At 54.4% G+C, this 12,335-nt stretch carries 12 protein-coding genes; 7 read left to right on the top strand and 5 right to left on the bottom strand.

What is annotated here, in order from left to right:
- Positions 1-20: 20 nt before the first annotated feature.
- Both IF205_RS09990 and IF205_RS09985 read right to left on the bottom strand, forming a co-directional pair.
- Complete coding sequence (locus tag IF205_RS09990; RefSeq protein WP_259783140.1) at positions 21-920, bottom strand: flagellin N-terminal helical domain-containing protein; 900 nt, start codon at positions 918-920, stop codon at positions 21-23.
- Between the two features lie 160 nt (positions 921-1,080).
- Positions 1,081-1,980 (bottom strand): flagellin N-terminal helical domain-containing protein, encoded by a 900-nt coding sequence (locus IF205_RS09985; RefSeq protein ID WP_259783139.1) that lies wholly within the window; start codon positions 1,978-1,980, stop codon positions 1,081-1,083.
- 359 nt (positions 1,981-2,339) lie between these two features.
- Between IF205_RS09985 and IF205_RS09980 the strand changes: the two genes are divergently transcribed.
- The 3 genes from IF205_RS09980 to IF205_RS09970 all read left to right on the top strand — a co-directional run bounded on the left by IF205_RS09980 (position 2,340) and on the right by IF205_RS09970 (position 4,743).
- The gene (locus tag IF205_RS09980; protein WP_259783138.1) at positions 2,340-3,368 is read left to right on the top strand and encodes a flagellin; all 1,029 of its coding nucleotides are present in this window, start codon (positions 2,340-2,342) and stop codon (positions 3,366-3,368) included.
- 220 nt (positions 3,369-3,588) lie between these two features.
- Entirely contained in the window at positions 3,589-4,062 is a 474-nt protein-coding gene (locus tag IF205_RS09975; protein WP_259783137.1) for a flagellar biosynthesis regulator FlaF, read from the top strand.
- 48 nt (positions 4,063-4,110) lie between these two features.
- Positions 4,111-4,743, top strand: coding sequence for a formyltransferase family protein (locus IF205_RS09970; protein ID WP_259783136.1), 633 nt, complete (start codon positions 4,111-4,113; stop codon positions 4,741-4,743).
- Between the two features lie 45 nt (positions 4,744-4,788).
- On the opposite strand, the gene IF205_RS09965 is transcribed toward IF205_RS09970, so the two are convergent.
- On the bottom strand, positions 4,789-5,205 hold the full coding sequence (locus tag IF205_RS09965; RefSeq protein WP_259783135.1) for a flagellar biosynthesis repressor FlbT: 417 nt from the start codon (positions 5,203-5,205) through the stop codon (positions 4,789-4,791).
- Between the two features lie 316 nt (positions 5,206-5,521).
- On the opposite strand from IF205_RS09965, the gene IF205_RS09960 reads away from it, so the two are divergent.
- The 4 genes from IF205_RS09960 to IF205_RS09945 all read left to right on the top strand — a co-directional run bounded on the left by IF205_RS09960 (position 5,522) and on the right by IF205_RS09945 (position 9,937).
- Positions 5,522-5,956, top strand: a complete 435-nt coding sequence (locus IF205_RS09960) for a hypothetical protein (protein WP_259783134.1) — start codon at positions 5,522-5,524, stop codon at positions 5,954-5,956.
- A gap of 260 nt (positions 5,957-6,216) precedes the next feature.
- Complete coding sequence (locus IF205_RS09955) at positions 6,217-7,740, top strand: flagellar hook-length control protein FliK (protein ID WP_259783133.1); 1,524 nt, start codon at positions 6,217-6,219, stop codon at positions 7,738-7,740.
- Between the two features lie 22 nt (positions 7,741-7,762).
- Positions 7,763-8,458 (top strand): flagellar hook assembly protein FlgD, encoded by a 696-nt coding sequence (locus IF205_RS09950; RefSeq protein ID WP_259783132.1) that lies wholly within the window; start codon positions 7,763-7,765, stop codon positions 8,456-8,458.
- 39 nt (positions 8,459-8,497) lie between these two features.
- Entirely contained in the window at positions 8,498-9,937 is a 1,440-nt protein-coding gene (locus IF205_RS09945) for a flagellar hook protein FlgE (protein WP_259783131.1), read from the top strand.
- Between the two features lie 461 nt (positions 9,938-10,398).
- Here the strand turns inward: IF205_RS09945 and IF205_RS09935 are convergent, their stop codons facing one another.
- Both IF205_RS09935 and IF205_RS09930 read right to left on the bottom strand, forming a co-directional pair.
- Positions 10,399-10,710 (bottom strand): SLC13 family permease, encoded by a 312-nt coding sequence (locus IF205_RS09935; RefSeq protein ID WP_259783261.1) that lies wholly within the window; start codon positions 10,708-10,710, stop codon positions 10,399-10,401.
- An 18-nt stretch (positions 10,711-10,728) separates the two neighbouring features.
- On the bottom strand, positions 10,729-12,255 hold the full coding sequence (locus tag IF205_RS09930; RefSeq protein WP_259783130.1) for an SLC13 family permease: 1,527 nt from the start codon (positions 12,253-12,255) through the stop codon (positions 10,729-10,731).
- Positions 12,256-12,335: the final 80 nt, after the last annotated feature.

Genomic DNA, 12,335 nt, shown 5'->3' with positions numbered 1-12,335 from the left:
GATACTTTCCCCTGGTGAATTTACTGCAACAGAGACAGAACGGCTTGCTGTTGCTGACCGGAGATCGACAGCGACTGGATACCCAATTGCTGGCGCGTTTGCAGAGCAACCAGGTTTGCGCCTTCTTCGTTCAAGTCCGCCAGGGTCAGTTTGTCAGACCCAGTGGACAGTTCATTCACATAGGAATTTGTGAAGTCGAGACGGGTCTGCAGGATCGCCACATTCGATCCCAGGTTCGCCGCATGACCACGCAACCTGGAGATTGTGGAATCCAGACGGGCAATAGCAACGCTTGCAGCCGCGTTATTACTGTTGTTCGCGCCAATCACGGTAAAACCGTTGGACAAACCGAATGCAGAAATATTGAAGGTATTCCCTGCGGGGGAAAAAGCCGCAACGGAAAACAACCCCAGCCCGCCTGCAAGCCCCGAACTATTCAAGTCAAGCCCCTGCACCTGAAGGCGGGAGGCCGTACGAACACCAAAAGAGACATCCAAAGTGGCGTTCGTGGAACCGATCAGATTCAACCCCTGATAGGAGGCGTCCTCTACCAGCTGGAAAATCTGTTTACCCAGCTCCTGGAACTGGGTATTGGCGGACTGACGCTCGCCGGTGGACTGCGACTTGGCTGCCTCGACAATACCTTTCATCTGCTTCAGGAAGCGGTCGATCCCCTCGATCGCATTCAATGCAGAGTTCATGGCGCTGATACCCTGGTCAATACCGTCCTTACGCAAACCGAAGTCTTCGGAGCGGTCGGTCAGCGCCTTGGCTCGAAAGTAGTTCACGGCATCATCAACGACGTTATTGATCTTCCGACCTGTGGAGAGCCGGGTTTGCGTCCGCTCGCTCAAAGTCTGCGTCTTCTGCAGAGACAGGAGCGAATTTCGCTGAGCAGCAGTCAGGGCGATATCAGACATGGCTTTGTTCCTTTCTGGACAAGGGCATTACGCTTTGCGCTTCACTGCCGACAAAAAGTGCAAACGCCGTGCCAGAGGAACAAAAATTTATATTTTTCAATCAAATAGAAGAAAGGCCTCCACAATGGGAGGCCTTTCAACATTACTGTACTGGCGAAGATTAGCCGATGAGAGACAGCACTGCCTGCTGCTGCTGACCGGAAATAGCCAGAGACTGAATACCCAACTGCTGACGAGTCTGCAGTGCAACCAGGTTTGCACCTTCCTCGTTCAGGTCAGCCAGGGTCAGCTTGTCAGAACCAACCGTCAGCTCGTTCACGTAGGAATTCGTGAAGTCGAGACGGGTCTGCAAAATAGCAACGTTCGCACCCAAGGATGCTGCCTGACCACGCAGCGTGGAAACTGCGTTGTCGAGCTTTGTGATAACAGCATCAGCCAACGTCGTGTTGGAGTTGTTGGCCCCCAAAGCGGAGAAACCGTTGGACGAACCAAAAGCGGAGAATACCAGATCGCCACTGGAAGAAAAGGCATTGATGGTGAACATCTTCAGGCCGTCAGCAGCACCCGCGCTGCTGTTCAGGTCAAGACCCTGCACCTGCAGCTTGGAAGCGGTACGAATACCGAAAGACACGTCCAATGTGGAGTTCGTGGAGTTAAGCAGGTTCAGACCCTGATAGGAGGCGTCTTCCACCAACTGGGAAATCTGGTTCCCGATTTCCGTGAACTGGTTGTTGGCAGACTTACGTTCCGTCGTGGTCTGTGATTTCGCTGCCTCTGCAATACCTTTCATCTGCTTGAGCAGGCTGTCGATACCTTCGATAGCGTTCAAAGCAGAGTTCAGGGAGCTAATCCCCTGGCCGATGCCGTCTTTCTTCAAGCTAAAGTCAGACGCGCGGTCGGTCAGGCCTTTTGCTTTAAAGTAGTTAACGGCGTCATCAACCACGCTGTTGACCTTACGACCGGTCGACAGACGGGTTTGCGTACGTTCACTCAGGGACTGTGTGTTCTGGAGAGACAACAGGGAGCCGCGTTGTGCAGCTGTAAGAGCAATATCACTCATTTGGTTATTCCTTTCTGGAATATTTTGCCTAGCAATTTGGGCCTTCTGCCCTCGCACTCTTTGAGTACGTGTTAAAATTGATATCTGAGATCGGCACTTTTTTCAACCCTCCCGATACAGCGAAGCCACCTCTTATGGCAGTTTTTGCCTATCGCCTCGATAAATAAAACCAAAAACTATACATAAAATCAATGGCTTACAACATACATAAAATGCAAACAGATTCTTCTGGCACGCTAGGCAAAAACATACCTCAACACCGCCCACCCCGTTCCCTTTAACAACTGGCACCGGTTTTGCGTCTTAAATTCCAGCCGAGAGGCAGAAGCTTGATTGGCCAGTTTGAGGAGTGAAAACCCATGGTTCAATTTGTCAGCACAGTCGGAACATTAATCAGCAATCAAAACCGAATCCGCCAAAACCAGGAGGATTTCAATCTGCTGACATACCGGGTCTCGACCGGCAAAAAATTCCAGGAACTGAAAGACTATGGTGCCAACGCGGTCAAGGTCGTGGATTTGCGGCAGGATGTAACATCCCGCGAAAGCTACGTCCGCTCGATCGAACTTACAGAAATTGTAACGGGTGCCTATAACACCGCTCTTGAGGGCATCATTGATGGCATGCAGGACCTGATCGACGCGGCAGACCCGCTGTCGACGCAGGATCCCAACTGGGCGGCAGACAATGCCGTCATCGCAGACAACCTGATGCTGAACCTCGAGGCCAATCTGAATCTGGATATTGGCGGTCGCTACCTGTTTGCCGGAACCAACTACAATTCAGCGCCAGTGAAAGACCTGCGGCAATTGTCGCTCTATACGACGAACGACCTGCCGCCGACCGCAGGCAATACGATTGAAGGTGCGAACCAGATACCGCAACACACGGTCGATGCCGGCGGCACCAACACTGTCGAGTCCTACCACAACTCCTTTACCGCCTCCGGCACGATTGATGCCAACGCCTGGAAGCAGGTCGAGATTTCCGTTTCCGACCATCAGACGATCACCTATGGCATCACAGCCACCGATGACGCCTTCCAGAACACCGTGGAGGCCCTGCTGCGATTTAAGTCCGCAACACAATCGGGCCTGACCGAAGACCAACGGAAACAGTTTCTTTCCGATGCCCGCACCATTGCGGATACGGCCCGGACGCAGTTGCGCCAGTTGCAAACCACAAACGGCGTCGTGATCAACGAGCTTCAGGATACGAAGGATTTGCATACGAACTTTATCAACAACAGCCAGATCAATCTGGATGGCCTGACGAATGTTGACCCCGCAGCCGCAGCGACAGAGCTCTCCGCCCTGCAGACACTTATCCAGTCGTCCTACGCCGCCATCTCCAGACAGTCCCAGCTCAGCCTTGTGAACTTCCTGTAGTCTATTGAAGCAAACTGCAGGCAGGCATAAGAATGGGCCCTAAATTTTCGCTGCGCCGCCATCTAGGCCGGTCCGGTTAAGATAAAGTGCAAACCACCGCTAAAACGAGTAAAGTATCGGAGTGGCGTTAACTTGCTTTTTACGTTTTTGTTCTAGATTACGCTAAAAAATTAGGGTAACCGTTAGGACAGTAGCTGTAAGTAAATAGTTGGGAGTCAACGTGAATAATCCCTACGCTCAACAACAACGCTCAGCCTTGGAACATGCGTCGCCGCAAGCGGCGGAAGGCTATGCATTGATTGAAATGGCGCGGCGGCTGGAGAAGGCGCGGCAGGCCCCTGACGACATTGAGAACATCCTGGTTCAAACACGCCTGAACTGGCGCATTTGGACAATCATTCAGTCTGAACTCGTGGACCCGGACTGCCAGGTTCCGCGTGAAATTCGGGAAAACCTGATCAACCTGTCCAACTTCATCGACAAACGATCGACGGAAATCCTGGCAACCCCCGACGCAGCAAAGCTGCAGGTCCTGATCAACATCAACAGGCAGATTGGCGCAGGCCTCATGGGCAACCCCGGCGACGGTGTCGAAGCCCAGAACGCCGACAGCGACAACAGCCAGGATGAGAAAGCCGCTGACACGCCTGCAGCAGCCCTGGACAGCGCCCTTTCCTCCGATCAGGAAGTTTAACCGTCGTGGGCCGCGGGCAGCCCTGCTCCATCACCGCCAAGCTGCATCATGCCTGACATCATCCTCCTGACCGGGGAAACCGAATTCCCATTTTTGTCCGACCTGCTGCGCCCTTACGCCGGGTCAGCAGAAATCAGCCACGCAGGTTCTCTTGAAGACCTTAAACGGCTCTGCCGGACCGGTCCGGAACGACATAGGCGGCTGATTGGCTTTTGCACCTCGGTAATCGTCCCGGAAGAGATAATCTCCAGCCTCGATGGAAACTGCTACAACTTCCACCCAGCCCCACCGTCTTACCCGGGCTATCACCCCGCCTCCTTTGCCATTTACAATGGAGCAACAACATTCGGGGCCACCGCTCACCGCATGACAGCAACGGTGGATGCCGGGGAAATTGTGGGCACGGGCACATTCGCGGTGCCTCCGGGCTGTAACCTCGGCGACCTTCTGATAGCCGCCTATTCCGCCACGGCGTCGTTATTCTCGGAGCTCGCCCCGAAACTCGCAAAAACCGACGTGCCCCTCCCTCCGGTCCAGGTGGAATGGGGCGACCATACATATCGGAAAGCCGATCACGAGCGAATGCGGAAAATTACGGCAAGCATGGACCGGAATGAGATGAAGAGGCGCCTGGAGGCTTTCGGAGAGATTTACTCGCCACTACCCACCAACTCACACTGATGCGCGAGGCTGCAGCGCCCTTCCTGCAAGTCCTATCTGCCCAGTTTATTTGGCCTCTTCCGGGCGCGGAAGAATCCCGACCTCGATCAGCCGTTCGGTTTCATGCTCGATAACCTTCAGGGTCTTGCGCAAGGCTTCGTAGTATTTTTCCTGGGCAACGAATTTGCGGATATCGTCCAGCAACGGCTTCGCGCTGGGTGCGGCATCCTCATAGTCCGTGGCATAGCCTTCGAAAGCGTCCAGATATTTCTTCCGGTCGTCCTTGAACAGATACGCGCATTGAAGGGAATAATAGATGCGCCGGGACGGAGAGACCGCGTCCTCTTCCTTCATGACTTCCTTACGGCGAAGGATATCCGCCTTATTATGCAAGATAACTGTAGTCGCCTCGCCAGCATTCTCAATAACGGCTCCGTTAATGATGATTTTTTCCTTGGCAGGAAGCTTAATTCTTAAAGGCATGCGTCTTACCCTCTAATGACAATCGCCCTAGGCACCGACAAGACAATACATATGTATCGAAAAGCATTCGTGTAAGGGACCAACTAACTCTATGCGCAATGAATGTGCAAGAGCCACGCCACCACAAACATACGACCCGCGTCAGAAAGCTTGAAAAAACGCACTTTTCTGCGATATAATCATTCCAGGTAGAAATGTATTCAAGGATTACAATACTCTACCAGGTGCCCAGAATGGCACGAAACACCATTTGCCTGCTTATGAACCAGACATGCAGGCCATTTTGGATGGCAGAAGCCATCAACAGAGGTGCATTATGGTAATCGAAGTCAACCTGCCGCCGCAAACGACACCGCAGCAGCAGCAACCGCAACAGCAAAGCCTGAATGCAACGGCACAGGCCGGGGCCACGGCAACGGAACAGACCAGCCCGGACAATGTCGTCACGGCAACGACCGATTTGGCCAACCCCAACACACGGGAAGAAGACGCATCGCGCCGTGAAAGCCGGGGCGATCGACAAAGCCCGCTCGCAACACTCGAAAATCTCAAGATCAACGGCCTGAACACCCGGCTCGAGTATGATAACGATCACGAGGTTGTCTTCCTGGAAATTCTTCAGCCCCGGACAGAGGAAGTCGTACAGAAAATCCCATCAGAGAAATTGGTGGAATATCTGTCGGAACAGGCAAAGCAGGTCCTGGCGGAAGACGTTGCATATTCAGACAGCGCGCTGGACCGCTCTATTTAACAGTGACTTTTTTGCACGCCACCCCTGCTCGTATGCGGGATTTTGGCATGCCTGAAGACCGGCACATGCCCCTTTAAGGGTAAAAACTACCTCCCAGGAATGCAGTTTCTTCCGCCAGACGGTATCCCCGCACGCCTCTCGACGTTCACGCCGCGCCCTCCCCCCCCTTACCCAACAATCAACCATATGAAATAATTACATTTTTAAATTCTGGCCCGTTCCTTGCTGCGGAGAGATCACTCCGTTTACGAGGAATGGAAATGAGCACGCAAATAAACTCACTCTTCGACTACCAAGTGCAGGCGTCGAAAAAAAACAACGCTCAGAAGAACGGCCAGGAAACCCAGGATCCTGCAGCCGCTTTTGCCGCATTCATGGCGCAAAACACACAAAGCCATTCCGTTTTCAAAGGCTCTGCCCTTAACCTCGATGTTCCTCAGCCAAGCCGGACGTCCGCGGAAAAATTTGCCGCGATGGACCGGACGCAGGATCGGGATACATTGCGTAACGAAACGCCCCCTGAGCCGACGAAACCGACGCGGGATGACACGCCCCCACGCGAACGCAGCACAGAGGCGAATACGGCAGTGGACGGGCGTCAGCGCAGTCAGGAAACGACACAGAATCATCGCCCCGATCAACCTTCAGGGCGACCTATTGCTGCCGACGCGGCAAAGGAACATGCCAACGCCAATTCTGCGGTACAGAAGCAGAATGCAAATCAGGCCACGCAGGCTGATCAGGCGCAGGCCGCAGCCGCGGCAAAAGTCAGTGCAAAGGCAGAACAGCAGGCCACCGGACAACAGACCGCGACAGCAAATGCAACAGCCGGGTCTAACGACAACACGATCAAGGCCTCTGTCACCACGCAAAGCAGCGCGGTTGGCTCCCAGCCGACCAGCAAACTGGCAGCAGAGTCTTCTGTGATGGCCGACGCCAGCACCGAAGGCAGCAGCGCCGTTGTCGCAAAAGGCGCGGCCCAAAACGGACATAACGGCGGGAACGGCACGAATGGCCAGCATCAGGGCCAGAACAATACCAATGCGAATGGCCAGACAGCCAATGCCAATATCGTCCAATCCCAGGCGGCGGGCGCAACGTCGACCGCCCAGCAGCAACAACAGGCAACAGGCAGTGCATCTTTCAATAATGCACTGGCCGCCGCCCAAACCAGCGCTGGCGGCAAAGAAGCAGCAGTCGCCAATCTGGGCGGCAGCAGCGGCCAGATTGCCTCTGCCGATCCTTTGACTGGCGCGACCGCCGTACAAGGCCAGAACGGAAGCATTCAACGTGGCAGCACTCCGGTTGCCAGTCACGCGCGCCGTCCGCAGGTACCGGCCCAGGTCGTTGCCGATCAGGTCGCGGTCAATATTCAACGCGCGGCCGGTCAGGGAAATGACCGCATCAATATCCAGTTGCGCCCCCTTGAGTTGGGCAAGATTGAAGTAAAGATGGAACTGGGCCATGACGGTCGCATGCATGCCACGATCTCGGCAGAAAAACCCGAGACACTGGACATGCTGCGCAATGACGCCCGCAATCTGATCCTGACGCTGAATGACGCAGGCCTGCAAACAGATGCCAACAGCCTGAACTTCAACCTTCAGGGGCAGGATGGCTCCAACCAGCAGCAGACCGCCCAGGGCGATGCAGGCGGTTCCGGTGGCCAGGGCGAAGACTTCTCCCTTGATGGAGATGCGCCGGTTCTGGATGACAGCCCGCTTCTCGGCGACGGTGAAGACGTGGTCCTGGATCAGGACGGCAGGCTGAATGTCAGAGTATAGCGAGAGTTAGGGAGTATTAATCATGTCAATCGGATCCGTAACCGCCCCCTATTACTCGGGCAATACGAAATCGCAGTCCTCACTTGCAGGTCTGTCGAACGACCTGGACAGCTTTCTGATGATCCTGACAACACAATTGCAGAACCAGGATCCGCTGTCACCTACGGACAGTAATGAATTTACCAAGCAGTTGACGCAATACGCCGATGTGGAGCAAGGCATTCAGCAGAACGCGAACCTTGAAAAACTGATTGCCCTGCAAGGGACAAACCAGGCCATCGGCGCGGTCTCTTATATGGGGCAGACCGTCAAAGTGGACTACAACGCATTCCCCAAGGGGGCCGAAGAAACGGTGACCTTGGACTACGCCCTGCCGGAAGATGCCAAAACCGCCGTAATCCAGATTCATGACGAAGACGACAATCTGGTTTACAGCGGCCCGGCGGAAACCGCGAAAGGCAGCCATTCCTTTGAATGGGAAGGCAAAGATGGGCTCGGGAACTACCTGCCAGAAGGCTCATATTCTTTCGAGATCAAAGCCGTCGATAAAGATGAGGCTCCAATCGAAGAAAATCTGAAATACAGCGTCCGCGGGAAGGTGACCTCTGTAGAATACACCGACGGCCAGACGATTTTGTATCTAGGCAATGTACCGGTGAACATCAACAGGGTGGAGGCAATCCTCAACCCCGCTGGTTCAGAGACCTCCAACACTTGAAAGCAGCGAAAGTTAAGGTATTAAGCGGAGGAATATGAAATGAGTCTTTACGGTGCATTGAGATCTGGCGTTTCCGGGCTTTTCGCCCAAAGCCAGTCCATGGCGATGATTTCCGACAACATCGCCAACGTGAACACCAATGGCTACAAGGTCAGCAAAGCCCGCTTCTCGTCGCTGGTGACCACAGCCGCCTCGCCGACACTTTACAGTTCCGGCGGCGTACAGTCCTCGGTCGGGCGTGAATATGACGTCCAGGGCCTGTTGAAATCCTCATCGATCTCAACGGATATCGCCATCGATCAGTCCGGTTTCTTCACCGTGACCGACAGTCTGACCCGTAACACGTCCACCGGTAACTGGGATATCACGGGCGATATCCTCTACACCCGCGCTGGCGAGTTCCGCCCGGACAAAGACGGCAACCTCGTCAATGCGGCAGGCTTCTATCTGACCGGTTGGCCGCGCAACTCCACCAACTCCGGCTATTCCACGACCAACGTCCAGTCCGCTTTCAACGGGATCAACGTGGCGACTTCGTCGTCCAACCCGATCCCGACGCAGAATATCAGCCTCGACGCAAACCTGATGAATACCGCCGCAACCGGCGACACCGTCGATGCGGAAATTCCGATTATCGACCGTCAGGGAACGCAAAAGACACTGACACTGACGTTTGAGAAAACAGGTGCCAACACCTGGGACATCACCGCGACCCTGGCTGGCGGCGGACAGTTCCTGGACCCTGATGCAGGCTTACCTGCGGGTATGGGCGACGACGCCAACAGTGACGGCATCATCGACAACACGGAATTGACCGGTGCTCCTTATACCGATATGGCGTTGGCTGGTGCCTCTGGTGTTGCTGTCGGTCAGATCACCTTCAACGCAGATGGCACCCTGGGCGCGGTAACCGGCGGTAACGGTACCGGCAGCGTCGGCGTGGACGGGAACGCCTCAAGCGGCATACTCCAACTGCTTGTTGACCATGACGGGGCCCTCGGGACGGTATCCGACGCAGCCGCAATCAACATCGACTTCGGCACGATTGGCGGCAACGATGGCCTGACCCAGTATAATGGCGCCAGTGGTGTTGAAGGGTATGACCAGGATGGTGAACAGTTCGGCTCACTGACCGGCGTCAGCATCAACGAGGCCGGTGAAGTAACCGCTCTCTACAGCAACGGTGTCACCCGCAAGCTCTATCAGGTGCCGGTTACCACCTTCAACAACCCGAACGGCCTGCAGCAGAAAACCGGCAACGTCTTTATCGAGACGGATGCATCGGGTGCCGCAATTGCCCATGTCTCCGGTGCGGGTGGGGCTGGCAGTATCGCCCCCTCGTCAATCGAGTCCTCCACCGTGGACCTCGCCAACGAATTTACCGACATGATCACCACACAGCGTGCTTACTCCGCGAGCACCAAGATCATCACAACTGCCGACGAAATGTTGGACGAACTCATAAGAACCAAGCGGTAAATTGTGAGAGCATGACCGCAAACTGAACCCCGGGATTTCTCCCGGGGTTTTCTTTTTTTGGACGGAACGGCATCTGCACAAAAAACACCAATCACGCGATTTTTCTAAAATTTTACGCTTTTTACTTTTTGGCAAGGATTGGTCGCTAGACTAAACACTTGCAGAAGTGTCATTGGAACTAGGCCGTAAACTCATAAACAGGATTTCCATTTCGAGTGCGATGTGGTTCATGTCTCTCGTTGCCGAACGAGAGAGTTTTTATGAGCCGCCGCTAGGAACTGACGGATTTCGATATGGTCGATCATCGCACCTTTACTGCCCTAACAAGCCACGCGGGGCACCAGGTGTCGATGACCGGCGGGTGCTGAACAGGCATCCTGAGGGGTTCTGGGCAGACACGCACTGGGCGGAAATACCAGAGCGTCACGGCCGCTAAACGCCATCGGTCGATTATTGCGACTTTACAATAAATCATAATACCAGGGCATGAATAGACTGAAGGCGCCCCATAACAGGACGACCAGTGGCGTGCCGACGTAAAGAAAGTCCCTGAATCGATAGTAACCGGGGCCCATTACCAGGAGGTTGGTCTGATAGCCGACAGGTGTAGCAAAGGAACAATTGGCGCCGAAGAGGACCGCGAGTGCGAAAGGCATCGGGTCGGCCTGTAAGCCGAATGCCAACTCGAGGGCTATCGGCGTAAAAAGAACGGCGGTTGCGTTATTAGATAGGATGTTCGTCATCAAAGCGACCATCAAAAAAAGGGCAGACAGGACAACGGCCGGTCCGGCTTAGCCAAGCAACCCAAGCAGGCTTTGCGCAAGATAGGCTGCTGCCCCCGTCTTCAGCATTGCCGCGCCAAGCGCTAGGGATGCCCCCACCATTAAAAATATTCTTCGATCCATGGCGTTGGTCGCTTGGTTTAAAGTCAGCACACCGCTTATAAGCATCAAAGTACTGCCGACTACGGCTGCTGCAGCAATTGGCAGAGTGCCGGTGGATGCGACAACTATTGTGCCAAAGAAGATGGCACCGGCGAGTTTCGCCGACCGTGGAACTGGTAGAGGTCGCTCGGTACCGTCCAGGACAATGATCCCGCGATGCTCTCGCATGCTGTCCAGCGCCTGTCGATCGCCCTGTACCACAAGGACATCACCTTCCCGAAGGGAGTTGCCAATGAGGCGCCGGATGACCTGAGACCGCCTCTCGATACCCAGGACCAAACAGCCGTACCGGGTACGAAAGCCCACATCTTCAAGTGTGTAGCCGGCAAGACGAGACCCTGGAGCGATCATGACTTCCGCCACGACCTGGTTGCGAGACAATAGCGCTCTGCGTTCTTCCTCGCCGGACGGAATATCATCCTCTCCCGACATACTGAACATAAGGTTTGGGAACTTAGTCTGGGCTTCCGTCAATGCATCATGTGTGGCCATAACGACCAGCACATCGCCCTTTTGTATCGTCAAGTTTTGGCCGTAGGGTGGACTTAAGGCACGCTCGCCACGTTGCAGGAGTATGAGGCGGGCTCCTTGTATGCGCAAAAGGTTAAACTGAACCTGTAATCCCAATAATTTCGGCTCGTCTCCCACCGTGAATTGTGTGATGAATCGCCGGTGATCGCCGGCTATGAAACGTTCTATGGGAGAATTGCGACGGTGTAGAAGGCGGGGCCCGACCAAAATGATGTATATGACACCGACAGCCGCCAGTATGAGGCCGGGAATGGTGAAATCGAAAAAGCCAAGTGGCTCTCTGCCCAATTGGCTGAGGGCGCCAGATACCAATAGATTTGTGGATGATCCGATAAGAGTCAGCATCCCAGCAAGTATGGCGACAAACGATAGCGGCATCATCACTTTGCTCGGCGCCATGGAGAAACGCCGCACGATCGTTTCCAGGATCGGTATGAAAATCACGACTACAGGCGTATTATTGACAAAGGGGCTCGCCACAAACACCGTCGCGAAACAAATGCCTAAGGCAAAAAAGCGACGTTTGCCGATGAGACTGAGGAACCGCCCCAAAGTCCAATCAAGCGCCCCGGAACGCCAAAGGCCATTGCCGAGAATTAGCAAAGCCACGACGGCAATTAACGCGGGATTTGCAAACCCGGCCAGCAGGTTGTGAGCATTCAGTAGATTCTCGCCGTTGGGACCGGTTAGGGGAAAGAATTCGAAGAGCATGAGCAATGCCGCCATGATCAGAAGCGAGGTGATTTCGACCCGTATTCTCTCAGAGGCAAAACCAACAATGGCAGCTATTACCAGGGCGTATGTTGCCCAGATATGAAAAGTCATCGTTGAAACTTCAGGCATCGGCCATCTTTCCTTGCTTCGATTGATGCTCGTCGGCGGTGCAGGGCAGGATTGATGGGATGCATAGACCGCAAGTCAGC

Origin of the sequence: Aestuariispira ectoiniformans (assembly GCF_025136295.1) — a bacterium.
GTDB lineage: Bacteria > Pseudomonadota > Alphaproteobacteria > UBA8366 > Aestuariispiraceae > Aestuariispira_A > Aestuariispira_A ectoiniformans.
The sequence above is the reverse complement of the archived record's forward strand: the minus strand, read 5'-3'. Positions and strand labels throughout refer to the sequence as shown.